The organism is Marinobacter xiaoshiensis (genome assembly GCF_031631795.1).
Classification (GTDB): Bacteria; Pseudomonadota; Gammaproteobacteria; order Pseudomonadales; family Oleiphilaceae; genus Marinobacter; species Marinobacter xiaoshiensis.
Genome location: NZ_JAVMBO010000007.1, coordinates 49783 through 73345 on the forward strand (window position 1 = coordinate 49783; position 23563 = coordinate 73345).

At 54.5% G+C, this 23563-nt stretch carries 21 protein-coding genes; 9 read left to right on the top strand and 12 right to left on the bottom strand.

Features of this window, described 5'->3' with window-relative positions; genetic code table 11:
* The first annotated feature begins 26 nt into the window (after window positions 1–26).
* From RKA07_RS04080 to RKA07_RS04095, 4 genes are read left to right on the top strand one after another with little or no spacing between them, the layout of a single operon-like run.
* On the top strand, window positions 27–1499 hold the full coding sequence (locus RKA07_RS04080; protein WP_200369038.1) for an ATP-binding protein: 1473 nt from the start codon (window positions 27–29) through the stop codon (window positions 1497–1499).
* Window positions 1496–2938 carry a sigma 54-interacting transcriptional regulator gene (locus RKA07_RS04085; protein WP_200202621.1) on the top strand — a complete coding sequence of 481 codons (1443 nt, stop codon included), beginning with the start codon at window positions 1496–1498 and terminating at the stop codon, window positions 2936–2938. The genes RKA07_RS04080 and RKA07_RS04085 overlap by 4 nt, the downstream gene beginning before the upstream one ends.
* Window positions 2935–3843, top strand: a complete 909-nt coding sequence (locus RKA07_RS04090) for a DMT family transporter (RefSeq protein WP_310965652.1) — start codon at window positions 2935–2937, stop codon at window positions 3841–3843. The genes RKA07_RS04085 and RKA07_RS04090 overlap by 4 nt, the downstream gene beginning before the upstream one ends.
* Window positions 3833–4111: a GIY-YIG nuclease family protein gene (locus RKA07_RS04095; protein ID WP_310965653.1), complete on the top strand. Its 279-nt coding sequence runs from the start codon at window positions 3833–3835 to the stop codon at window positions 4109–4111. The genes RKA07_RS04090 and RKA07_RS04095 overlap by 11 nt, the downstream gene beginning before the upstream one ends.
* On the opposite strand, the gene RKA07_RS04100 is transcribed toward RKA07_RS04095, so the two are convergent.
* Window positions 4089–4982 carry an alpha/beta hydrolase gene (locus RKA07_RS04100; protein ID WP_310965654.1) on the bottom strand — a complete coding sequence of 298 codons (894 nt, stop codon included), beginning with the start codon at window positions 4980–4982 and terminating at the stop codon, window positions 4089–4091. The two genes, RKA07_RS04095 and RKA07_RS04100, sit on opposite strands and share 23 nt — an antisense overlap.
* A gap of 79 nt (window positions 4983–5061) precedes the next feature.
* Between RKA07_RS04100 and RKA07_RS04105 the strand changes: the two genes are divergently transcribed.
* Entirely contained in the window at window positions 5062–6078 is a 1017-nt protein-coding gene (locus RKA07_RS04105) for an alpha/beta hydrolase (RefSeq protein WP_200369041.1), read from the top strand.
* A 79-nt stretch (window positions 6079–6157) separates the two neighbouring features.
* Complete coding sequence (locus RKA07_RS04110; RefSeq protein WP_310965655.1) at window positions 6158–6814, top strand: YiaD family glycine zipper/OmpA-like lipoprotein; 657 nt, start codon at window positions 6158–6160, stop codon at window positions 6812–6814.
* A gap of 81 nt (window positions 6815–6895) precedes the next feature.
* Here the strand turns inward: RKA07_RS04110 and serA are convergent, their stop codons facing one another.
* Window positions 6896–8125: a phosphoglycerate dehydrogenase gene (gene serA, locus RKA07_RS04115; RefSeq protein WP_200369043.1), complete on the bottom strand. Its 1230-nt coding sequence runs from the start codon at window positions 8123–8125 to the stop codon at window positions 6896–6898.
* Between the two features lie 192 nt (window positions 8126–8317).
* Here serA and RKA07_RS04120 point away from each other — a divergent pair, with 192 nt between their 5' ends.
* Complete coding sequence (locus RKA07_RS04120; RefSeq protein ID WP_310965656.1) at window positions 8318–9721, top strand: FAD-binding oxidoreductase; 1404 nt, start codon at window positions 8318–8320, stop codon at window positions 9719–9721.
* Entirely contained in the window at window positions 9721–10404 is a 684-nt protein-coding gene (locus RKA07_RS04125) for an SIR2 family NAD-dependent protein deacylase (RefSeq protein WP_200202613.1), read from the top strand. The genes RKA07_RS04120 and RKA07_RS04125 overlap by 1 nt, the downstream gene beginning before the upstream one ends.
* On the opposite strand, the gene RKA07_RS04130 is transcribed toward RKA07_RS04125, so the two are convergent.
* From RKA07_RS04130 to RKA07_RS04150, 5 genes are all read right to left on the bottom strand, one after another.
* Complete coding sequence (locus RKA07_RS04130; protein WP_200202612.1) at window positions 10397–11713, bottom strand: ABC1 kinase family protein; 1317 nt, start codon at window positions 11711–11713, stop codon at window positions 10397–10399. The two genes, RKA07_RS04125 and RKA07_RS04130, sit on opposite strands and share 8 nt — an antisense overlap.
* Window positions 11714–11750: 37 nt before the next feature.
* The gene (locus RKA07_RS04135) at window positions 11751–12422 is read right to left on the bottom strand and encodes a fumarylacetoacetate hydrolase family protein (protein ID WP_310965657.1); all 672 of its coding nucleotides are present in this window, start codon (window positions 12420–12422) and stop codon (window positions 11751–11753) included.
* Between the two features lie 41 nt (window positions 12423–12463).
* The gene (locus RKA07_RS04140; RefSeq protein WP_200202610.1) at window positions 12464–13006 is read right to left on the bottom strand and encodes an adenine phosphoribosyltransferase; all 543 of its coding nucleotides are present in this window, start codon (window positions 13004–13006) and stop codon (window positions 12464–12466) included.
* A gap of 30 nt (window positions 13007–13036) precedes the next feature.
* Window positions 13037–14335 carry an NCS2 family permease gene (locus RKA07_RS04145; protein ID WP_310965658.1) on the bottom strand — a complete coding sequence of 433 codons (1299 nt, stop codon included), beginning with the start codon at window positions 14333–14335 and terminating at the stop codon, window positions 13037–13039.
* Between the two features lie 168 nt (window positions 14336–14503).
* Window positions 14504–15121, bottom strand: a complete 618-nt coding sequence (locus tag RKA07_RS04150; RefSeq protein WP_200202608.1) for a trimeric intracellular cation channel family protein — start codon at window positions 15119–15121, stop codon at window positions 14504–14506.
* Window positions 15122–15346: 225 nt separating this feature from the next.
* Here RKA07_RS04150 and RKA07_RS04155 point away from each other — a divergent pair, with 225 nt between their 5' ends.
* A complete protein-coding gene (locus RKA07_RS04155; RefSeq protein WP_200369048.1) occupies window positions 15347–16327 on the top strand; it encodes an NADPH:quinone oxidoreductase family protein in 981 nt (326 codons plus the stop codon).
* A 197-nt stretch (window positions 16328–16524) separates the two neighbouring features.
* Here the strand turns inward: RKA07_RS04155 and RKA07_RS04160 are convergent, their stop codons facing one another.
* The 5 genes from RKA07_RS04160 to RKA07_RS04180 form a co-directional block, all read right to left on the bottom strand.
* Complete coding sequence (locus RKA07_RS04160) at window positions 16525–18348, bottom strand: long-chain-acyl-CoA synthetase (RefSeq protein WP_310965659.1); 1824 nt, start codon at window positions 18346–18348, stop codon at window positions 16525–16527.
* 33 nt (window positions 18349–18381) lie between these two features.
* Window positions 18382–19209, bottom strand: a complete 828-nt coding sequence (locus tag RKA07_RS04165) for an SDR family oxidoreductase (protein WP_310965660.1) — start codon at window positions 19207–19209, stop codon at window positions 18382–18384.
* A complete protein-coding gene (locus RKA07_RS04170; protein ID WP_310965661.1) occupies window positions 19206–21176 on the bottom strand; it encodes an acetyl/propionyl/methylcrotonyl-CoA carboxylase subunit alpha in 1971 nt (656 codons plus the stop codon). The genes RKA07_RS04165 and RKA07_RS04170 overlap by 4 nt, the downstream gene beginning before the upstream one ends.
* Window positions 21177–21327: 151 nt before the next feature.
* Complete coding sequence (locus RKA07_RS04175; protein ID WP_310965662.1) at window positions 21328–22149, bottom strand: enoyl-CoA hydratase/isomerase family protein; 822 nt, start codon at window positions 22147–22149, stop codon at window positions 21328–21330.
* 153 nt (window positions 22150–22302) lie between these two features.
* The gene (locus RKA07_RS04180; protein ID WP_200369052.1) at window positions 22303–23463 is read right to left on the bottom strand and encodes an acyl-CoA dehydrogenase family protein; all 1161 of its coding nucleotides are present in this window, start codon (window positions 23461–23463) and stop codon (window positions 22303–22305) included.
* Window positions 23464–23563 lie beyond the last annotated feature (100 nt).

A 23563-nucleotide genomic window follows, 5' to 3' on the forward strand; every position in this document is an offset into this window, starting at 1 on the left:
GTGGCATTTATGTAGTTGGAGCTTGAATGAAACCGTCTCTCAGAAGCGCCGGCCAAGTATTTGGGTCAATACAACTCACCCTGGTGTTGAGCATTGTCGTCCCCTTGCTGGTCATCAGTGGCCTTGCCATATATCTAGGGTTTGGGGCTGTAGAAAAAGCTCTGAACGACCGCTTGCAGGAAGATCTGGAGCTGGTGGCCCGAGCTGCCAGCGGCCCCCTTTCCCGAGCCATGCAGGAAAACGATGAGTTGGTTATAGGCGACTCTCTGAGATCAATATTCCGGATTGGTCGCGTGTCCGGTGCATCGGTTTTCGATAAAGGCGGAGCCCGGATTGCCAGTCTCGGCCTGGCAGATACAGATGTAGGGAACAGCGCCAGCGCTGAGCAGGTCATTAACAGTGGCGAGCTTGGCGGGGCCTTTCGGCGGGTAGATGGGCAATCTGTATTCTCGCACTTTACGCCTCTGGTGGCCGACGATGGCCGAATACAGGGGTTGCTGCAAATCACCCGCAAGCGTAGTGATTTTCATGAGTTGCTGGCCTCAAGCCGCCTTTGGGCTGTGTCTATCTGGTCTGCGCTTGCGATAACAATCATCCTGGTGGTTGTGCTTGGGCACTATGGAACCGTCGGCCGCCATGTCAGTCGCCTGTTAAGCGCTATGAGTGAGCTGGCACCCGGCAACTGGCAGTTTGACGCGGAACCATCTGGCCCCCGCGAGCTGCGGCAGATATATGGTGGTGTTCGGGACATGGGCCAGCGCATGGCTCGGGCAGAAGAGGAAATACAGCAGCGTGTGATCACAGAGCGTCAACTTGCCGAGCGCCTGGAATATCAGGAAAAGATTGCCATGATCGGGCGAGTGGCGGGCGGGGTTGCCCACGAGCTTGGCGCACCCTTGAACGTGATTCAGGGGCGCGCAAACATTCTGGCTCGCCATGACCTCACGGATGAACAGCGACGGCAACTGGATGATATCGGTTACCAGGTGGGGCGAATGACCACCATCATTCAGCAGCTTTTGGATTGCTTCCGCCATGTGCCGGATTCAAGGCGGCCGATCAGCCTCAATGCTGTCCTCAAAGATGTACTGGACCGCGCCGGTGAAGATGAGAAGTGCCATGGGAAGCGCCTGCTAAGCCGAGGGCTTGAAGTGGGTGCCTGGATCAGGGCAGAACCTGTGAGGTTGGAGTTGGCCTGTTTGAATGTAGTGCGCAACGCCTGCCAGGCTGCTCGCGCTGAGGTGGCTTTGTCGCTGCACCGTTATGATAGCGAGTGGGAGGTGCGGGTTGAGGATGATGGACCAGGCATAGCCACTGAGAAAAGAGACGCAGTGTTTGAACCGTTTTACAGTACCCGGCCGGCTGGGGAAGGCACGGGGCTTGGGCTGGCGATGGTCAGCAGTATTCTTAAAGAGCACAGTGGCCGGATTGAAATCGGAAACAGTGAATCGGGAGGATGCAGAATGAGCCTGTACTGGCCAGTGGAGACGGGGGTATGAGCCAATTCAAAGCAAGGATTTTGCTCCTGGAAGACGACGCCAGCCTGGGGCTGTTATTGAGTGAGGAGCTTGCGCTGGATGGCTATAGCGTGAGCCGCGCCGGAACAGTAAGTGAAGCTTGCGGAATGCTCAGTGCAGAAACACCCGACCTGGTGGTATCAGATCTGCGCCTGCCAGATGGCGATGGGCTGGAGCTACTCAAGGCAGCTCAGGCTGAAGGTCTCAGCTTGCCCTTTATTATCATTACAGCTTTCGGGACAGTTGATCAGGCCGTTGAGGCATTGCAAGCAGGCGCAGACGATTTTCTCACCAAGCCTTTATCTACTGATCATCTGCGCCTGAAAATACGGCGATTACTCACGCAGGCCGATCTCACAAAACAGCTGAAACAGTTTCTTGCACACAGTAACACCGATGAATCCCTCGGCCTGATTGGTGAGCATGAAAGCATGGTGCGGCTTAGGTCTGAAATTCGCCAGATTGCCCGCAGTGATGCTGCGGTTTTGATATGCGGCGAAAGCGGAACCGGCAAGGAACTGGTGGCGAGGGCCATTCACCGTGTCAGCGAGCGGAACGCCAAGCCTTTTGTGGCGGTGAATTGTGCGGGCATACCGGCAGAACTCATGGAAAGTGAGTTTTTCGGCCACGAGGCCGGTGCCTTTACCGGGGCGCGCCAGGCTCGGAAAGGTCTGTTTACAGAGGCACACGGTGGCACTTTGTTGCTGGATGAGATTGGCGAGATGCCTCTGGCCTTGCAGGCAAAGCTGTTGCGTGTGTTGCAGGAAGGCATGGTAAAACCGGTGGGCTCGGATCAGGAAGAGCCCGTGGATGTACGAATTCTGGCCGCCACCCACGTGGATCTGTTGAAAGCTGTGAGTGAGGGAAGCTTCCGGGAAGACCTCTATTATCGGTTGGAGACTCTGAGCCTGCGCATTCCGGCGTTGCGTGAGCGAGGTGATGATGTTGACCTGCTTGCAATGCACTTTCTCCGTGAAGCTGCCCGCCGACATCAGCGCGGATTTCTGAAGCTCAGCCAGGTAAGCTCCCGCACTCTTATGGATTACCCGTTTCCGGGCAATGTCCGTGAACTGGCCAGTGCGATCGAGAGGGCGGTGACCTTCTGTGAAGGCGACACCATCCAGCCCGATCATCTGCCAGAACGAGTCCGCAAACGCCAGGGGATTGCCACCACCTCACAGGCCGCGCTTAGCGTCGACAGCATTTCGCAATGGCCAACACTCGACGCCCTCCAGCAAGATTATGTAACTGAGGTGATGAAGGCGGTGGGAGGCAACAAACGCCGAGCTGCTCAAATTCTGGGTATAAACCGGCGCACCTTGTACAGATGGCTGGCGGCAGGTGAACCGGGCCTTGAAGCAAGCGATGAGAGCGGCGCGGTGAGAAGTGGCGCAAAAATACCGAAAGGAGATGTGCAGTGAAAGATCAGAAAACAGCCATGATGTACGGGCTGGGCACTGTGTTGCTCTGGTCTACCGTTGCCACAGCATTCAAACTGGCCTTGGCAGACTTGGCACCCGTGCAAATGTTGCTGGTTGCTTGTTCGGCGTCTGTGGTGGTTATGGCGATCATCCTGATGTTGCAAAAGCGCTGGCATCTGGTGTTTTCGTTACAGAAAAAACAATACATACAATCGTTTGGCATGGGGCTGATAAACCCTTGTTTGTATTATTTCTTTCTTTTTGGCGCATTTGACCGGCTGCCCGCGCAAGAAGCTCAGCCGTTAAATTACACTTGGGCGCTGGTTTTGGCATATTTGTCAGTGCCGTTTCTGGGCCATCGCCTGCGCAGGCTGGATATAGTCGCGGGCCTGGTGTGCTATGCGGGCGTTGTGGTGATTGCCACCCGTGGGGCTATTACCACTTTGAGTTTCTCAGACCCAATCGGGGTTGCTCTGGCCATAGGCAGCACTCTTGTGTGGGCGTCCTATTGGATTATTGCTACCCGTGATACCCGGGATCCGGTGGTTGGTCTGTTCCTGAACTTTTTGTTCGGCCTCCCGGTGATAGCGGTAATCTGTTGGTGGACAGAAGGCCTGTCCCTGCCGGTTACCGGTTCTCTGGTTGCGGCTTTGTACGTGGGCATCTTCGAGATGGGCATCGCCTTTGTGCTCTGGTCTTACGCCATGAAAAAGGCAGAAAACACCTCCAGAGTGAGTAATCTGATTTTTATTTCGCCGTTTCTGTCGCTGGTATTCATCTATTTTATTCTGGGCGAACAGATACTGCCGTCCACATATATTGGCCTGGTGTTGATTATGGCGGGTCTTTGGCTGCAGCAGAAAAAAGTGAAAGAGCGAGAGCAGGAGCTGGCAGATGTCCAATGACTGGTTTGTCTATATGGTGCGCACGGCCCGCGGCGCGCTCTATACGGGCATAACCACAGACGTGCCACGTCGCTTTTCCGAACACCAGGCCGGTGCGCCAAAAGGCGCGAGGAGCCTGAGGGGCAAAGGTCCGCTGGAGTTGGTGCTCAGCTTGCCCGCGGGAGATCGCAGCCGGGCCTCAAAGCTGGAGTGGCACATCAAACAATGGCCCAGGCAGCAGAAGGAGGCGCTTGTTCAGGGTAAGGTCAGTCTGCCAGATGCGCTTTGATATGCTTGCCTGCGGCCTGCACTGCAGCGGTAGCTCGTTTTAGCTGGCCGCTGTGCACCTGGAATACATGCCAAAGGCTGTTGAACACCTCAAGCTGGGTAACGACCCCCGCATTACTTGCAGCCTCAGCCAAACGTTCCGCATCGTTGAGCAGAATTTCCTGACTACCGACCTGTATCAGCAAAGGGGGTAAGCCCTCAAAGTTTCCGAAAACCGGAGAAATAAGAGGGTTGGTCAAGGGCTCTCGTCCGGCGTATAGCCTGGCTGCTTTTTCTGTCCAGCGTGCCTGAAGTACAGGTTCGCATTCTGGGGAATACAGGTTTTTTTGGGTCAAATCTGTCCAGGGTGAAAAAACCGTAATTGAAGAGGGCAGAGGCTGGTCGTTATCACGCAGACGCATGGCCAAGGCGATAGCGAGTCCGCCGCCGGCTGAGTCACCTGCTATGGCAATCTGCCCGGGTGAATATCCTTCTGTAATCAGTGCCTGCCAAGCCGCTTCTGCATCGTCCAACGCTGCAGGGTATGGGTTCTCAGGAGCAAGCCGGTATTCTGGTGCAACCACCATACAGCCAGTGGCTTTGGCCAGGTGTCCGGTAAGGCCCTTGTGAGTGGTTGCAGAGCCGATAATATAACCGCCGCCGTGCAGGTACAGCACTGCGCCACGAGTGACTTTTCCGACAGAGCTTCTGATTGTTGAGAGCCCTGCCAGAGTGCCTGTCTGAAAGCGGCAGTCACGAGGTGGAACAGAGGTTCGGTAGGCTTGGCTAATCAAAGTACGCTGAACTGAAACCGGAATCGCCGGGTGAAGGGCTGGCCTGACCAAACGAGTCACGGTTTGGCGGAGCGCGGTCTCAATTAGGTGTTGCAACATCTGTGTTATACCCCCGCTATGGGTTAGGATTGTGCATCATAATTCGTATTATCTATTCATGACAGGCGTTTAACTCTACGTGTACTGGAAAACAGATACCATAGAAATACCAGACTGGGATCGCAGCTCTCTTTTAAAGAGGCTGGAGCCTTTTGATCCGGGTGGGCGGGAAGAACTCAGTGACGAGATGGTGGCCTACTGCCGCTTTTATGGCCTTGATCTCTGGGTAGAGCACCCCGAAGTTGCCTACCATCAAGGCTATGTGACGGCCGGCGAGCATGAAGTTATGGTGCACTATTTCCGGCTGCCGGAGTCTCAGGCAAAACGGGGTACAGTATTCATTCTGCACGGCTATTTTGATCACGTTGGTTTATATAGCCAGTTGATTGATCGCTGCCTTGGGGCCGGATTTGATGTGCTGACCTATGATCAGCCGGGGCATGGGCTTTCCAGTGGCACACCTGCAGCTATCGGCAGTTTTCTGGAATATCAGGGGGTTTTGTCAGAAGTTCTGGCCCATGTCAGGGATAAAATCCGCGGGCCCTGGTTTGCGGTCGGGCAGAGTACGGGAGGGGCCATATTGATTGACTATCTTCTGTCTAACCACCACTCCACAGAGACATCGGAGTTCCGAAAGGTGGTTTTGCTGGCGCCCCTGGTGCGTCCTGCCGGATGGCTTGGAGCCAAAGTGCTGCACACGCTGGTTAAGCCATTTATGACCCGGTGGCAGCGTGTATTTGCAGCGAATAGCGGTAATACCCGCTTTTTACGCTTCCTGCGTGAGCATGACCCGCTGCAGGCAAGGGCCGTTCACGTTGATTGGGTGAGCGCGCTACGAACATGGATACCGCACATTGAATCGGCTCGCCCGGTGAACTTTCCGGTTACGGTTGTTCAGGGCGAAAAAGATCAGACCGTAGACTGGCAACACAATCTGAGAATCATCCGCAACAAGTTTGCAGCGGTTGAGGAAGTGAGAATAGCCGACGGGCGTCATCATTTGGTGAACGAAGCCAAAGATCTTCAGGCAACCGTGTTCAATACAATTATTGATACGTTTGAGCATTCAGCAGCAGGCGCTCCTGATAGCTTCTGAGGCCATAAGGAAAGGGCTCTGGAGTATGAAAAATTCTCGCTGAGAAGCGTCTGTAAAAAAATCGCGACAGGAGATATGTATGAAAAAAACGATGCTTGCACTAGCAGTGACCACCATGGGCCTTGCCGGCTGCATGACATATGACCCTTACACCGATGAAGAAAAAACCTCGAATGCCACCAAAGGTAGCATTGTTGGGGCCATCGGCGGAGCTGCAATAGGCGCTGCAACCTCAAGCAAAAGCGACCGCGGCAAGGGTGCGTTGATTGGTGCAGCAGGCGGAGCCGCGGTTGGTGGTGGTATTGGCTATTATATGGATCGACAGGAAGCAGAGCTGAGGCACAAGCTGAAAGGCACCGGCGTTCGGGTTGTTCGCAACGGCGATCAGATTGAATTGGTGATGCCCGGTAACATTACCTTTGAGCTGAATCAGACGTCTATCCGCCCTGGCTTTACCGACACTCTTGAATCTGTGGCTCTGGTTTTAAAAGAGTTCGATAAAACCACTATTCAGATAGAGGGTCACACGGACAGCACTGGCGCAGATAGCTACAACCAGCTGCTCAGTGAGCGCCGCGCCGGTTCTGTACGGGATTTCTTGCTGAATCAGGGTATTCAGCCCAATCGTACCCGCGCAGTGGGCTATGGTGAGCGTTACCCTATTGCATCCAATGACACGGCAGCTGGTCGAGAGCAAAACCGTCGTGTAGAGCTGACTCTGGTTCCGCGGCAGTAATCAGCTAGTGGCAAGAGTTCCGGTTTATCCGGGCATAAAAAAACCGGAGCACTTGCTCCGGTTTTTTTATGCTGGTGCCTGTTAGAACAGCACGCGGGCACGAATGGTGCCTTTGACCTGGAGCAGTTTCTCCAGGGCTAGTTCTCCGTAGGCCTTGTCTACGTCAATAACCACGTAACCTATGTCTTCTTTGGTCTGCAGATACTGCCCGCAAACGTTAATGTCGTTGTCGGAGAATACCTGGTTGATTTCAGACATAACGCCTGGCACGTTCTCGTGAATGTGCAGCAAACGATGCTGGTTCGGGTGTGACGGCAGCGCAACTTCCGGGAAGTTAACAGACGACACTGAGGTGCCGTTATCGCTGTACATTGCCAGCTTCTCAGCCACTTCACGACCAATGTTTTCCTGAGCCTCGATGGTGGAGCCACCTACGTGCGGAGTAAGAATTACGTTGTCGAACTCGCGCAGCGGGGAAACAAATTCCTCGTCGTTCGATTTGGGCTCAACCGGGAAAACGTCAACTGCTGCACCCAGCAACTTGCCGCTTCTCAGGGAGTCGGCAAGCGCATCAATATCAACAACCGTACCCCTTGAGGCGTTCATCAGGATAGAGCCAGGCTTCATTTGCGCCAGTTGCTCGGCCTTGAACATATACTTGGTGGCCGGCGTTTCAGGAACGTGCAGGCTTACAACATCGGAAATGTTGAGCAGTTCTTGCAAACTGCCTACTTGAGTGGCGTTACCAATAGGCAGCTTGGAAACCACATCATAGAAGTAAACATCCATACCCAAGCCTTCAGCCAGAACGCTGAACTGGGTACCTATGTTGCCGTAACCGATGATGCCCAGCTTTTTGCCGCGAATTTCGTAGCTGTCCTTTGCTGACTTCTGCCACTCACCGCGATGCGCCTTGGCGCTCTTTTCGGGTACGCCGCGGAGCAGGAGAATAGCCTGCGCCAGAACCAGTTCAGCAACACTGCGAGTGTTGGAAAAAGGTGCGTTGAAAACCGCAATGCCACGACGGGTAGCCGCTTGCAGGTCTACCTGGTTGGTACCAATACAGAAACAACCCACAGCAACCAGTTTCTTGGCTGCTTCAAAAACCTTGGCAGTCAACTGGGTGCGCGAGCGAAGGCCTACAAAGTGCGCATCGGCAATCTTCTCAATCAGGTCTTCCTCGGCCAGAGAGTGACTGAGGTACTCAATGTTGGTGTAACCTGCAGCATTCAGGGTATCCAGTGCGGACTGGTGCACGCCTTCCAGCAGCAGAATTCGGATTTTGCTCTTTTCGAGAGACGTCGTTGACATGGGCTTTGCTTCCGAACCTTTCGTGGCATGAAATCACCTGCAGCCAGTGATCGTCGGGGCTGGCTCACAGAACAGGAGCGGTATGATACCATAAAAGCAACTTTTCACAGCGCGCCGGTTCGTCTGGATCAACTGAACTGAAAACTATTTATTCTGCATGACCGGCCCAACCCTGACGAGACTGAAGCATTCATGAACTCTGAACAGATCATTGCCTCCCTGAAAGAGCTGTTAGCCACCGGTGACGCACCCGGTAAGATTTTGACTGACCCGGCTGATCTGGAGAGTTACGGCAAGGATTGGACGCGTATATACGCGCCGAATCCCATAGCTATTGCTCTCCCGAAAACCACAGAACAGGTTCAAGCGTTGGTGAAGTTTGCCAACGAAAACCGCATTGCGCTGGTTCCGTCTGGTGGGCGGACTGGCTTGAGTGCTGGTGCGGTAGCTGCCAATGGGGAAGTGGTTGTTGCCTTCGATAACATGAATCAGATCCTGGACTTCAGTGCCAGCGACCGACTGGTTCGTTGCCAGGCGGGTGTTGTAACGGAGCAACTGCAGAATTTTGCTGAAGAGAACAATCTTTGCTACCCGGTGGATTTTGCATCAGCGGGCTCCAGCCAGCTTGGCGGTAACATCTCTACCAACGCAGGCGGCATAAAGGTTATCCGCTATGGCATGAGTCGCGACTGGGTTGCTGGGCTGAAAGTGGTCACAGGCAAGGGTGATATCCTCGAACTGAACAAGGATCTGGAGAAGAACAACACAGGCTACGACCTGCGCCATTTGTTCATCGGAGCCGAAGGCACGTTGGGCTTTATCACCGAAGCCACCATGAAGCTCACGCGCCAACCTGACAACCTCACTGTGCTGGTGCTTGGGCTTAACGACCTGGGTAACACCATGGACGTGCTCAAAGCTTTCCAGGGTGGGCTGGATCTGACGGCTTACGAGTTTTTCTCCCACGAAGCCATGGGGCACGTTTTGGCCCACGGCCAAGTGCAGGCGCCGTTTGAAACCGAAGCACCTTATTATGCATTGCTGGAATTTGAAGCCACTTCGGATCAGGTAATGGACGACGCCATGAGCCTGTTTGAGCAGTGCATGGAAAACGGCTGGGTACTGGACGGCGTCATCAGCCAGAGCGAAACCCAGGCTCAGAACCTATGGCAGCTACGTGAGCGCATTTCTGAATCCATAGCACCACGCACCCCATACAAGAACGACATTTCGGTAGTGGTTTCAAAAGTGCCGGAATTCCTGCAGGAAATTGACGCATTAGTGGCGGAGCAGTATCCGGACTTTGAAATCATCTGGTTCGGCCATATTGGCGATGGCAACCTGCACCTCAACATCCTGAAGCCTGAAGACATGGCAAAAGAAGACTTTTTTGAAAAATGCCAGCAGGTGAACAAGTGGGTATTTGAAATCGTCGAAAAATACCAGGGCAGCGTCTCCGCCGAACACGGCGTAGGCATGACCAAAAAGCCCTACCTGCAATACACCCGCAGCGAGGCGGAGATTGCGTACCTGAGAGGGATCAAGCAGGTGTTCGACCCTAACAGCATCATTAACCCCGGCAAGATATTCGACTAATGCAACGGCATATCGTAGTACTCACCGGCGCTGGCATCAGCGCCGAAAGTGGTCTCTCCACCTTCCGCGATAACGGCGGGCTATGGGAGCAGCACAGCGTATACGATGTTGCCACCCCCGAAGCCTTCGCCCGAAACAAGGAATTGGTACTGCGCTTCTACAACGAACGCCGCCGCCAACTCGCCAAGGTTCAGCCAAACCGCGCCCACAAATTGCTGGGTGAGCTGGAACAGCGTCACCGGGTAACCATCGTCACCCAAAACGTAGATGACCTGCACGAACGCGGTGGCTCCAGCAACGTAATTCACCTCCATGGCGAACTCACCAAAGCCCGCAGCTCGGTTAATCCTGACCTGGTTTACGACATAGGCTACCGTGACATAGAACTTGGCGAGACCTGTGAATATGGGGAGCAACTACGCCCGCACATCGTCTGGTTCGGCGAAGACGTCCCCATGCTACAAGCAGCGGCTGACATAGTTCGCACCGCAGACGACCTGCTGATCGTCGGTACATCACTACAGGTATACCCGGCTGCAGGACTGATTCACGAAGTGGAACGAGACGTGCCGATTACGGTGGTAGATCCCGGCGAAACCGCAGGAGTTTCCCGTGCAAGGGTTATCAGAAAAGGTGCAGGAGAGGGCGTTGCAGAATGGGCAGCGAACTTTCTATCTAGATAGTTGATGATTCGGCAAGATACTTACGAAGCTCCTCACCAAAAGCCGCCTGAACCCCCAGGCGCTTCAGCATCCAATAATGCCCCGCAATCATCCGATCAATAAAAATACTCTCAACCGGTGGCTTGAACGAATCCAGATACTTGAACACCGTACTCGTCTTCGCCGCCACACTCTTGTGAATACTCGACTCACCAAAATCATAAGGCTGCTCGGAATCAAACGGCACCACAAGAATATCTCGCCACATCGCGTAGTAGGCTTCATCAATAGCCGGCTGGCTCCCAACCCGCGCACCCAAATCAATCAGATAAGAATCCAGCGCCTTATAGTCCTCAGCCAGCGCCGCCGTAACCGCATTACGGTAAGCTTCAACAATCTCCGGCTTCAGCTTCTTAACACAGCCAAAATCGTACATCACAACGCTGCCATCCGGCCGATAGGCAAAATTCCCTGCGTGTGGATCGCCATGAATGCACTGAAAGCGGAATAACTGATCCGCCATGGTCTTAAACATACGATGGCCGATCAGATTGATCGTAGCCTGATCATAGCGCTCCGGGGTCACCTCACTCACATGATCGCCTTCCTCCAGAATCAGAGTAAGTACATGGCGGGTTGAGTGACTGGGAATTACGGAAGGAATAACCACCCACGGATCGCTTTTGTGAAACTCGCGGAACAGCGCAATATTGCGGGCCTCATTCTCATAATCCAGCTCTTCCCGCAGACGCTCGCGAATCTCTTTGAACAACTGATCGACCGACTCTTTCGGCATTTTCAGCAGACCACCAAGCTTCAGCGCCAGCCGAAGTTGTTTCAGGTCTGAATCGCAGGATTCATCCACGCCCGGGTACTGTACCTTCACGATCACATCCGTGCCGTCATGCAGGCGGGCTCGATGCACCTGGCCGATGGACGCTGCAGCGTAGGGCTTTTCCTGAAGGTACTCAAACAACTCGCCAACCGGCTTGCCCAGTTCGGTCTCTATCTGTTCAAGGATAATCTCAAACGGCATGGGGGGCGCTTCTTTCTGCAGTTTCTGAAGCGCATCAGAGAACTCACGGGGCAGGAAATCCTGGGTCTGGGAGGCAATTTGCCCCACCTTCATGGCGGCACCTTTCATTTCACCGAGCGTGTCGGTAATGCGGTTGGCCATGCGGGTGTAGCTTTCACTGCGGGCACCTTCGTCGTTTTCGCCGCTGAACAGACTGCGTGCTTTCTGGCCGGCATACTGACCCGCCACCGAGGCAGTCATGCCAGCAAGTTTGAAGAAACGACCACTGCGTGAGGTAACCGGTTTTTTTGCCATGCCTGACTATACGTACTCTTTATAAAGAAAGATTGTGTCAGCCAACGTTAACCACTTTGGTGGAAACGGACAACTGATCTTCCAGTTGTAGCGCCAGTGTTTGCCCTGAGCGCAAAGGACCAACGCCCTTGGGTGTTCCCGTCAGCACTACGTCGCCGGGCAGTAGCGTGAAGTGACGGCTTATATGGGCAATCAGCGGAATGATCGGGAACAGCATGTCCCGGGAGTCACCGCTTTGCTGGCGCTGCTCGTCAATATCCAGACTAAAGGTGATGTGGTCGTTGCGGAAGAGGTCTGCCGCTACAAAAGGAGACAGAGGGCAGGCGCCATCAAAAGCTTTGGCTCGTTCCCAAGGGTGTCCTTTTTCTTTAAGCTGGTTTTGCAGATCCCGAAGGGTCAAATCCAGTGCCAGACCATAACCGAGAATGGCCGCCTGGGCTTCGCTGGCAGATGCATTGGTCAAGGGTTTGCCGATCAGCACCGCCAATTCAGTTTCGAAGTGCACCTCGCCATGACTGGCCGGGAATTCAAGAGGGCGTGTGACATGGGCTGCCGAGGTGGCGGGTTTGATGAACAACAGGGGTTCAGAAGGCACCGGGTTATTGAGTTCTTTCGCGTGCTCCGCGTAGTTCCGCCCAACGCATACGATCTTGCCCAGTGGCAGGTGCACCGGAGTGCCGTCTTTCCAGTGGTGCTGATAAGAATCCATGACGACCTCCCGGTGCTCTTGCAAAAATAGGGGCTAAGTCTCTATTCGCCCTCAAACGAGCATACAGTATAGACCTTGAGGCCCTCTTCCTGCAGCTTGGCAGATCCGCCAAGATCGGGTAAGTCGATCATGGCAGCCACTTCGATAATTTCAGCACCAATACGGCGAATCAACCTGCTGGCGGCGAGCATGGTGCCACCGGTGGCGATCAGATCGTCCACCAGTATCACTTTGTCGCCGGGTTTGAACGCATCCTGGTGTAGCTCTACTGATGCGGTTCCATATTCCAGCTCGTAGTCCTCCACCAGAGTGTCGAACGGCAGCTTGCCTTTCTTGCGCACCAGTACCAGTGAGGCGTTGAGCTCATACGCTAACGCCGAACCAATGATGAATCCGCGGGCATCCACCGCAGCCACAGCATCAATGTCGTGGCCGTGGTAGCGGTGTACGAATGCATCAATCAGCTTCCGGAAAGCGGTTTTATCCTGCAGAACCGTGGTTATATCCCGGAAATCGACACCGGGCTTTGGCCAGTTTGGCACTGTGCGGATGGCTTGCTTGATGCTTTGGGCAAAGTAATCCATAAAAAGTCAGGCTCTCATACTGGGCGCAGTTTAACCTGCGTCCAGAAACATGAATTTCAGGATGAAAACAACAGAGATCACAATAACGCTCACATTCAGGTCAGACCAGCGTCCACTCAGAGCCTTGATCACTGCGTAAGTAATAAAGCCTAGCGCAATGCCGTTAGCGATTGAGAATGTCAGCGGCATTACCAGAGCGGTAACCACAGCTGGCGCTGCATCAGTGATGTCGTCCCAGTCTATCAGCTTGAGGCCGCCGGTCATCAGCACAGCAACGTAAAGCAGTGCGGGTGCTGTGGCATAGGCCGGAATAATGCTCGCGATGGGTGCCAGCAGCAGACACGCCAGAAACAGCAGCGCCACAACCACAGCAGTCAGGCCGGTGCGCCCACCCGCAGAAATACCTGCAGTGGACTCAATGTAACTGGTGGTGGTTGAGGTGCCGAGGGCGGCGCCAGACATGGTCGCAACAGAGTCAGACATAAGAGCCCGGCCCAGGCGCGGTAGCTTGCCATTTTTATCCAACAGGCCGCCGCGCTGTGCTGCACCGATCAGCGTGCCCGACGTATCGAACAGATCAACAAACAGGAAAGCGAACACAATGCTGATCATGCCAACGTTCAACGCGCCTGCGATGTCCATTTTCATGAACGTGGGTGCAAGGCTTGGTGGGGCGGAGACAAAGCCATTGTATTCCACCATACCGAGCATCATCGCAATGGCAGTGACCGCAATAATGCCAATCATCACCGAACCGGTTATGCGGCGGAATGAAAGTGCACAGATCAGGACAAAACCGCCAAAAAACAGAAGGCTCTCGGCAGACTTCAGTTCGCCCAAACCAACCAGAGTGGCGGGGTGGTCTACCACGATGCCAGCATTCTTGAGAGCGATCAGTGCCAGGAAGAAACCGATACCGGCTGAAATCCCGAAGCGCAAGGACAGGGGAATGCTGTTGATGATCCATTCGCGGATTTTGAAAATACTCAACAGGAAGAAGATCAGGCCGGAGAGGAACACCGCACCCAGTGCGACTTCCCAGCTATACCCGAGACTGCCTACAACAGTGAAGGCGAAAAAGGCGTTCAGCCCCATGCCCGGAGCCAGGGCAATCGGGTAGTTTGCCCACAGGCCCATGATCAGGGTGCCGATAGCAGCTGCGAGACAGGTTGCTACAAATACCGCACCATAATCCATTCCGGTGGTGGACAGCATGTCCGGGTTGACCACGATAATGTACGCCATGGTCAGGAAGGTGGTGATGCCCGCTACCAGTTCTTTACGAACGTTGGTGCCGTGGGCCTGAAGTTGGAACAGTCGTTCGAGCATGACGGGTGTCTGCCTCTCAGGATGCCAGTGAGTAGGGTGTGGGAGTCTGTTAAGAGCGAAAAACAGTCGATAATCGAAAAAACATGCGTGAAAAAACGGTAATCTTACCGGTTGAGGGTTGCCACGCCAAGTGATGATTAGAGGGCCCGTGATTACAGGCTCTGGCTATCAACTTTGTACAGGATCTCGCTGCAAGCGGATATCGAAACGCACTGCCGCCATCCGGACAATAACGATAAACAGCAAGCCAATGGTCAGTGACAGCGTTTCGCTTGCAAGAGCCCACTGGCACAGGAAATAAAGCCAGCAGCCGGCAAACGAAATAGACGCGTAGATTTGATCTTTACGGAAAATAAAGGGCACCTCATTACAGAGAGTGTCGCGCAGTGCACCCCCAAAGGTGCCAGTCATTACCCCGAGCAATGAAGCGATAAACCATGAGTGCCCCAGATCGAGAGCCAGCTGCGCTCCCAGTATCGAGAAAGTGCCAAGCCCGATGGCGTCTGGAAACACGATCCAGGACTCGCGAATACGTTCTGAACGCTTCCAGTAGCTGAATACAATTGCCATGGCAAGAATCAGGATGGGCTGCTCTTCGTGCTTGATCCAGTAAACCGGATGGTTGTCCATGATGAGATCGCGCAGGGTGCCGCCGCCCAGGGCGGTGATAAATCCGATGGTAAACACCCCGACTGGATCCATATTTTTGGACCTGGCAACGACCATGCCTGAGATGGCAAAGGCGATAATTCCAATCATTTCAAGCAGGTAGATTATATCTGGCATGATGAGCCCTGAGAGGAGGCCGGGTGGTTTTAAAATAGTTCGAGTCAGGAACGCGAAGGATAGCGGAAAACCATAAGTGATTCATCTTCAGGCCAGCGTCTTTGGTATACAGGGTATAAGCTGTGTTTATTGTGATGGATAAAGGTTCTTTATTTGCTTCATGGCGAGAGTCTGTTTAGCTTGGCGTCATTCAATAAAAACAGGTTTCATCAAAAGGAGTCCCCCATGAAAGCAATTCTCTGTAAAGAATATGGCCCAGCGGATACCTTGGTTATTGAAGATGTTCCCAGCCCGGAAGCCAAAGGCCGTGGTGTTAAGGTTCGAGTGCAAGCGGCGGGGCTCAATTTTCCTGACACGCTTATTATCGAGGGCAAATACCAGCTCAAGCCCACCATGCCGTTTTCCCCGGGCGGAGAGTTGTCGGGTGAAGTGATTGCGGTGGGAGATAAGGTAACCCGCTTCAAGGTTGGTGACAGGGTTGCTGGCCTCACGGGCTATGGTGCTTTTGCTGAAGAAGTTATTGTGCCTGAGCATAACTTGTTGCCAATCCCGGAAGGTATGAGCGACGAGAAAGCCGCTGGCTTCACCATGGTGTATGGCACGTCTTATTACGCTCTCAAACAGCGCGCAAACATCCAGCCAGGCGAAACCCTTCTGGTTCTGGGTGCCAGCGGAGGCGTAGGCCTGGCCACTGTGGAATTGGGTAAGGCGATGGGTGCACGTGTGATTGCGGCTGCCAGTTCAGCGGAGAAGCTGGAAGTGGCTAAGGCGGCGGGTGCGGATGAGTTGATCAACTACACCGAAGAGTCTCTGAAAGACGCTGTAAAGCGTCTGACCAGCAGCAAGGGCGTGGATGTGATCTACGATCCGGTTGGTGGTGATTTCACCGAGCAGGCTCTGAGAGCCATGGCCTGGAACGGTCGCCACCTGATCATCGGCTTCGCTGCCGGCGATATTCCCAAAATCCCTGCGAATCTGACGCTGTTGAAGGGTTGTTCGGTTGTTGGGGTGTTCTGGGGCAGCTTTACCCAGCGCGAGCCGGAGGCGAGTGCCCAGAACATGATGGAGTTGATGAAGCTCTATGCTGAAGGCAAAATCGATCCAAAGATCAGTGAAGTCTTCGAGTTTGAGGATTATGCCAAGGCATTGGGTGCTCTGTCTGAGCGGCGGGCTACCGGGAAGGTAGTGCTTAAGGTTGGCTCTTGAGTTGCCTGGGCGCTAAGGACTATTGCACCAAACTCTGAAAGCCATGCAGGACGGGTCTTCCCAAAAATGTAGAGGGCCAAGGACGGCCCGAAACAAGTGCACACGGATGTGCTCGTAGCGGATTTTGGGAAGACCCGTCCTGCATGGCTAACCCCGATCTAAAAGGCTAGGGCCGTAACCAGCAGGCCACAAAACGGTCAGAAACTAAACTGCCCACCATCAATATCCGCTACCAGTTCGGGAGTCAGCAGCGTGTAGCGCTCAGTTTTAGGAAGCCACGCATAAATCGCTTCATCTGAACGGTTCAGCGCATAGCCGGCCTTTTGAATATCCACTTTGCGGTACTTGAAGGTGCCCGTTTTCTCGATAGCATCAGTCACCCGCACGAATACCGGAACCGCATAAGCAGGCAGGTTTGCTCGCATATAGTCCAGCAACTTGTTGATATCGAAGCTGGACTTGTCCGGAACCAGAGTCACCATGCCGGCCTTGCCGTTGGTTTTCGGGATTTCCACACCATAGACAATGGCTTCTTCCACCATGCCAGAGCCATCGATGATGTTTTCCACCTCGTTGGTCGAAACGTTCTCGCCTTTCCAGCGGAAGGTGTCTCCCATTCGATCCACAAATTGTAGATGCCCACAACCAATCGACTTCAGAACATCACCCGTGTTGAACCAGGAATCGCCTTTTTTGAATGCATCCCGAATAAGGGATTTTTCGGTGGCTTCTTTCTGGGTGTAGCCTTCAAACGTCCATTTCTTTGTATTCTCACCGATAAGCAGGCCTGGTTGGCCTTTTTCGGCTTCTTCCAGTGTTCCCTTCTCGTTGCGAATCGGGTCGCGGGTGCCATCGTGGAATTTCACCAGTTTGTACGGCGCAGTAGACAGGCCGACGGTGTTATCCAGATTGAAGAAGTTACTGAAGCCGATGTTGCCTTCACTGGAGGCGTAGAGTTCCGACACGGTTTCAATGCCAAAACGGTCTTTGAACTCATTCCATATGGAAGGCCGTAAACCATTGCCCAGCATTTTGGTCAGGCGGTGGTTGCGATCCTGATCACTTGGCGGGTGATTCAGCAAGTAGCGGCAGAGTTCGCCAATGTAGCCGAAGGCTGTAGCATCATAGCGGCGCACGTCGTCCCAGAAGGCGCTGGCTGAAAACTTGCGGCGCAGGGCGAAGGCGGAGCCGCCTGCCAGGGCGGCACTCCAGCACACCACCAGACCAGTACCATGGTACAAGGGTAGGGTGCAGTAGAAGACGTCGTCCGGCGTCATTGAAAGCGCCATCATTCCAAAGCCGCCGTACGCTTTCACGAACTTGGTGTGCGATCCGGGTGCGGCCTTGGGCAGGCCGGTTGTACCGGAGGTAAACAGGTAAATGGCTGTATCTCCGGTTCTGGGTGGGTCGCTCAGCTCCGGGTTGTTGCTGTTAAAGGTGCTCACCTGCTGTGCCATGTTGGCGTAGCCAGTGGGCGCATCACCGAAGGCATTGAGGGTATTGGTGTCAGCAAGGAACAGATGGGGCGTGGGGTGATCAAACTGAACGCCTGCTTTGATGTCATCAAATGCAGGCACCAACTCTTCACCAACCACAATCATTTTCGGTTTGATCAGATTGATGCTGTGTTCCAGCACCTTTCCTCTTTGGGAGGAGTTCAGCATGGCACAGGCAACGCCAATCTTGGCTGCGCCTGTGACTACTGCCAGAATTTCCGGGCGATTCTCCAGGAAAACTGCAATTGAATCGCCCTTGCTCAACCCCTGAGCCAGAAAGTAAGCCGCGATGCGGTTGGACCAGGCGTTGAACTCGCCCCAGGTGATGCTGCGGTCCTCAAACAACACTGCCGGCCTATCGCGATGCTTTTCGGCATTTTTTTCAACGAGAGTTCCGAGGGCGAGAGGTTTGCTCGCATCCTTCACTGAGTAGTAGTAATAGCCTTTGGCAATTGCCGGGAGTCGTTTGAAGACTCCCGGCAGGCTGCGCATTAGATCCATCCCAGTAATTTTATCTTGGCTCATGGTCTTTCCGTCAGGTGTTATTATAAGTTTGGGCTAGTCCAGGTAGAGGTCTGGCAACAACGGCTTGTCGTTGGCCTCATAACGGTAGCCTTCAAAATCGGTTACGCCGTCCTGGCGCAGCACGTCTTCGTCGATCAGGTTTTGCCCTGTCATCTCTTCAATAGAGTGATTCAGGATGCTAACCGCAGCATCTGCCATGATCTCGGGAGTCCGGCCTTGGGCCATCATTTGCGCTCCGCCCGCTTCATGCTCAATGGCTGCGGTCGAGATAAGCGTTTTCGGCCAAAGCGTGTTAACGGCTATACCGTAGCGTTTGAATTCCTGAGCCATACCGATGCTGATCATGGTCATGGCATATTTTGTAGAGGTGTATGGCCCAAACTGAGCAAACCACTTTGGGTCAAGGTTCAGCGGCGGTGACATGCTAAGAATGTGGGCACGCCTGGATTTTTTTAGCCAGGGTAGAGCGGCCTGACTGCATGCAAGCACAGCACGGGCATTCACTTGGTGCAAGAGATCGAAGCGGCTTACCTTCAGGTTTTCTACACCAGTCAGGCGAATGGCGCCGGCGTTGTTGATCAGGGCGTCAATGCCGCCAAAGTGTTCAGCAGCTTCATCTATACGCTGCTTGATCTGATCTTCATCGCGTACGTCGAGTACCAACGGCAGTGCCTGGCCACCGGCTTCACGAACTTCTTCGGCTACGGTGTGGATGGTGCCTGGTAGCTTGGGATGAGGTGTGTCTGACTTTGCAGCAATAACAACGTTCGCGCCCTGGCGTGCACAGGCAAGGGCGATGGCACGGCCGATGCCCCGGCTGGCGCCGGTAATAAATACGGTTTGGTTTTTCAATGTGTTCACTGTTTGTTCTCCTGTTCGGATGCTTCGCCGGTGGTCACTTCCACCAACAATTGATTACGCTTAACCTGATCACCTTTGGTGGTCAGCACCTGAGCAACGACACCGTCACAATCGGCTTTGACCGGGTGTTCCATCTTCATGGCTTCCAATATAACCAGGGTGTCGCCCTGACTAACGGCTTGGCCAGGCTCTACCAGGACGTCGATAATGGCACCGTCCATTGAGGCCTGAATGCGCCCACTACCGGCACCATTCGCACCTGCCGCAGGCTGGTGAGTGAGATCAGTGACCGACCACGACTCTCCGAACGCCTGCAAATATAGGGAATCCCCGTCGCGGTGATATTGGCAACGCTGACGAATGCCGTTGTCGATAATGCATAAGATGCCATTTTTCATGCTGGTAACGACTAGCTCATGTCTTTGGTCGCCCAGGCGGCAGGACAGGTTGTTACCGCTACTCTGCACCAGCAGTTCTAGCGCTTCGTCACCGACGGCCAACTTCATTGGTGTGTTAGTGGCGGGTGCGTTGCTCCAGGCTTTGGCTCCGGATACATCGTGCGCCAATACGCAAGCTGCAATGGCAAGCTGGCGGATGTTCAGCTTCACTGGCTGCAGTGAGGGATCGTTACTGAATGCCCGCTGCAGGAATGCCGTAGTTGCTTCACCAGCACCAAAGGTGCTGTCAGCAATGATGCGGCCGAGGAAATACCGGTTGGTGGTGACGCCAAATACGGTTGTATCTTCCAGGGCGCGAATCAGGCGGCGGCGTGCTTCGTCGCGGTTTTCACCCCAGGCGATGACTTTTGCCAGCATGGGGTCGTAGTGCGGCGTAACTTCATCGCCGGAGCGCACGCCTGTGTCATACCGCAGGCCTTCGCCTTCTGCAGGCTGAAAAACATGCAGGGGGCCGGTCTGCGGCGTGAAACCGTTGGATGGGTCTTCCGCGTACAGCCTGACTTCGATGGCGTGGCCGTTCAATTTGATGTCATTCTGAGCCAGCGGCAAGGGCAGGCCTTCGGCAACGGTAAGCTGCCAGGCGACCAGATCCTGCCCGGTGATCAGTTCTGTAACCGGGTGCTCTACCTGCAGGCGGGTGTTCATTTCCAGGAAGTAGAAGTTACGGTCTTTATCGACGAGGAATTCGACGGTGCCTGCGCCTTCGTAATTACAGGCCAGCGCCGCTTTAACGGCAGCTTCGCCCATGGCGGCCCGGAGTTCCGGGGTCACGAAGGGGGAGGGTGCTTCTTCAACGACTTTCTGGTGGCGACGCTGTACGGAGCAGTCCCGCTCGCCGAGGTATACGGCATTGCCGTGCTGGTCGGCGAACACCTGAATTTCTACGTGGCGGGGTTCGATTACTGCTCTTTCGAGTATGAGTTCGTCATCGCCGAAGGCTTGCTTGGATTCGGAACGTGCCCGTTTGATGTTGTCGGCCAGTTCGGATTCGCTGTGCACCAGGCGCATGCCTCGGCCACCGCCGCCGGCAGAGGCTTTAATCATCAGCGGGTAGCCGATGTCGGCTGCGGCAGCAATGAGTTCGTCGTCGCTGGCGTTGTCGCCTTCATATCCTGGAACAACCGGCACGCCGGCTTTTTGCATGGCGATTTTAGAGCGTCGCTTGCTGCCCATGAGTTCGATGGCGGCCGCCGGGGGGCCTACGAATATGATGCCAGCTTCTTTGCAGGCTTCTGAAAAGCCTGAGTTCTCGGAGAGAAAACCGTAACCCGGGTGGATGCAGTCGGCGCCTGTTTTGCGGGCGGCATCGAGTATGGCGTCGGCGTTCAGGTAAGACGCGGATACTTGGGCCGGCCCTATGCAAACGGCTTCGTCTGCCAGTTCGGTGTGCATGGCGTTGGCGTCAGCCTCGGAGTATACGGCGACGGTGCGGTATCCGAGGGCTTTGGCGGTGCGAATAACGCGTACTGCGATTTCGCCCCGGTTGGCTATCAGTAACTTTTTTAGCATTGTGCTGGTCTCTTGATTTCGTGCCAGTTCGTGCTTGGGTGCGGGGGAGTTTTCAGAAAACCGCTACGAGCACATCCTTGTGCGCTTGTTTCGGGCCATCCATGGCCCTCTACATTTTCTGAAAACTCCCCCGCACCCAAGCGCTCCCTCATCATTCGGTCGTGTCTGCCCAAGCTGGTGGACGCTTCTGCATGAATGCCATAGTGCCTTCGTTGCCTTCACCGCCTCTAACGGCTGCGGCGAACATTTCGGCCGCGCTGTCGAGTAACCCGCTCATGGATTCGTGCCCAACCCGGTGAAGCAGGGCTTTGGTTTGAGCTGTAGCGTTTGGCGCACAGTTGCGAACGCGCTCAATAGCGTGAGCCAGCATGTCTTCCAGCTCGACGTCTGATGATGCGACCTGGTGAACAATGCCCAGTGCGCAGGCTTCTTCAGCGCCGATTCTCAAGCCGAGTAGGGAAAGTCGGCGAGCCTGGGTAAGGCCGATTCTTTCTACTACAAACGGGGCAATTTGCGCCGGGAGGATGCCGAGGGAGGTTTCCGGCATGCCGAATTTGGCTGTGGGTCCTGCAATAGCAACATCGGATACACAGGCCAGACCAAATCCGCCGCCCATTACCGCACCTTCGGTGACGGCGATGACGACTTTGGAGGATTCGTTCACTTGCTGAATCATCGCCCCAAAGGCGCGGTTCAGAACATAGAAGGGGTCAGCCTCGCCTTCGCCGGTTTTCTGGCTGCGGGCACCGGCCAGGTCTTTGATGTCACCGCCAGCGCAGAAGTGGCCGCCGGAACCGCGGATGACCACGGCGCGGATGCTGGAATCAGATTCTACTTCGGTAAAGATTGTGGACAGCTCTGCCACCATTTGCAGGCTCATGGCATTCCGGGAGTCTGGTCGGTTGATGGTGACGTGCAGGGCTGGCCCCTGTTTTTCCAGAAGTAGTGTTTCGCAATGAGGCAAGGTTTCCATAAAACGACTCCACGAACATTATTTTGGGGCCGGTAGCCCGGTTGAACTCTTCAGGACCGTTGAGGGCCAGGGATGGCCCGATCGAGCCCTACAGGGACATACCACGGGTGTGTCCTGAAGAGTTCAACCCGGCTGCCGGTCAGGCGCCAGATTTCAGCCTTTGCGCTTGCCAGGCAAGGTGCCCATAAATTTGCAAATGATTCCCAGCATGATTTCATCGGCACCGCCGCCGATAGACACCAGACGAACATCACGGAATGCACGGGATGCCGGGTTGTCCCACATGAAGCCGTTGCCCCCCCAGTACTGCAGGCAGCTGTCGGTCACTTCACGGCCCAGACGGCCGGCCTTCAGCTTGGCCATGGAGGCGAGTTTGGTTACTTCTTTGCCTTCAATGTGCAGCTCGCAGGCTTTGTACGTCAGGGCGCGCAGGGCCTCTACTTCTGTCTGCAGCTCGGCCAGGCGGAAGTGAATAACCTGGTTGTCGATCAGTGGCGTTCCGAAGGTTTTGCGCTCGCGGCAGTATTCAATGGTCTGGTCGATGCAGTTTTCCAACGCTTTGATAACGTTGGCGGCGCCCCACATGCGTTCTTCCTGGAACTGGAGCATCTGCATCATGAAGCCAGTGCCCTCGGCGCCAATGCGGTTACGCTGGGGAACACGAACATCGTCAAAGAAGATCTGGGCAGTTTCCGAGGAGCGCATACCCAGCTTGTTCAGGTGCGGGCTCATGGTAATGCCCGGGGAATTCATGGGTACGATGATCAGTGATTTGTTCTTGTGCGGTTTGTCGTCGCTGGTGTTGGCCAGCAAGCAAATGAAATCCGCCTGGGGGCTGTTGGTGATCCACATTTTGGAGCCGTTGATGATGTAATCATCGCCGTCTTTCTTGGCTGTGGTTTTCAGGCCAGCCACGTCAGAACCAGCACCTACTTCACTGACGCCAATGCAGCCGATCATGTCGCCGGTAATGGCCGGAGCCAGAAAGCTGCGCTTCAGTTCGTCTGAGCCAAAGCGGGCGATTGCAGGTGTGCACATGTCGGTCTGCACACCAATTGCCAGAGGTACGCCGCCACAGTTGGCCATGCCCAGCTCTTCCGCGGCAACCAGGTTGTAGCTGTAATCCAGCCCCATGCCGCCGTATTCCTCAGGCTTCTGAATACCCAGAAGACCAAGGTCACCCAATTTCTTGAATATTTCCCGAATGGGGAAGTGGCCGGCCTCTTCCCACTCGTCGCAATGTGGGTTGATTTCCTTTTGCACGAAATCGCGGACGGTTTTTCTCAGAGCTTCGTGTTCGGCTGTAAATTTCACGGTGTTATTCTCCTGCTGTTTTTTGGTTCGTGCTTTCGTTCGTTTGAAGCACGTTTTCTATCTTTTGATTACCAGTATGTCGTCAGTCTGGATTAGCGCC

Bases quoted from the DNA above. Each gene is read 5' to 3' on its own strand.
- RKA07_RS04135 (WP_310965657.1), bottom strand. From the start codon at position 12,422: ATGGATTCTTATCAGCACCACTGGAAAGACGGCACTCCGGTGCACCTG.
- RKA07_RS04085 (WP_200202621.1), top strand. From the start codon at position 1,496: ATGAGCCAATTCAAAGCAAGGATTTTGCTCCTGGAAGACGACGCCAGC.
- RKA07_RS04080 (WP_200369038.1), top strand. From the start codon at position 27: ATGAAACCGTCTCTCAGAAGCGCCGGCCAAGTATTTGGGTCAATACAA.
- RKA07_RS04125 (WP_200202613.1), top strand. From the start codon at position 9,721: ATGCAACGGCATATCGTAGTACTCACCGGCGCTGGCATCAGCGCCGAA.
- serA (WP_200369043.1), bottom strand. From the start codon at position 8,125: ATGTCAACGACGTCTCTCGAAAAGAGCAAAATCCGAATTCTGCTGCTG.
- RKA07_RS04110 (WP_310965655.1), top strand. From the start codon at position 6,158: ATGAAAAAAACGATGCTTGCACTAGCAGTGACCACCATGGGCCTTGCC.
- RKA07_RS04150 (WP_200202608.1), bottom strand. From the start codon at position 15,121: ATGCCAGATATAATCTACCTGCTTGAAATGATTGGAATTATCGCCTTT.
- RKA07_RS04155 (WP_200369048.1), top strand. From the start codon at position 15,347: ATGAAAGCAATTCTCTGTAAAGAATATGGCCCAGCGGATACCTTGGTT.
- RKA07_RS04140 (WP_200202610.1), bottom strand. From the start codon at position 13,006: ATGGATTACTTTGCCCAAAGCATCAAGCAAGCCATCCGCACAGTGCCA.
- RKA07_RS04170 (WP_310965661.1), bottom strand. From the start codon at position 21,176: ATGCTAAAAAAGTTACTGATAGCCAACCGGGGCGAAATCGCAGTACGC.
- RKA07_RS04160 (WP_310965659.1), bottom strand. From the start codon at position 18,348: ATGAGCCAAGATAAAATTACTGGGATGGATCTAATGCGCAGCCTGCCG.
- RKA07_RS04095 (WP_310965653.1), top strand. From the start codon at position 3,833: ATGTCCAATGACTGGTTTGTCTATATGGTGCGCACGGCCCGCGGCGCG.
- RKA07_RS04145 (WP_310965658.1), bottom strand. From the start codon at position 14,335: ATGCTCGAACGACTGTTCCAACTTCAGGCCCACGGCACCAACGTTCGT.
- RKA07_RS04120 (WP_310965656.1), top strand. From the start codon at position 8,318: ATGAACTCTGAACAGATCATTGCCTCCCTGAAAGAGCTGTTAGCCACC.
- RKA07_RS04175 (WP_310965662.1), bottom strand. From the start codon at position 22,149: ATGGAAACCTTGCCTCATTGCGAAACACTACTTCTGGAAAAACAGGGG.
- RKA07_RS04100 (WP_310965654.1), bottom strand. From the start codon at position 4,982: ATGTTGCAACACCTAATTGAGACCGCGCTCCGCCAAACCGTGACTCGT.
- RKA07_RS04130 (WP_200202612.1), bottom strand. From the start codon at position 11,713: ATGGCAAAAAAACCGGTTACCTCACGCAGTGGTCGTTTCTTCAAACTT.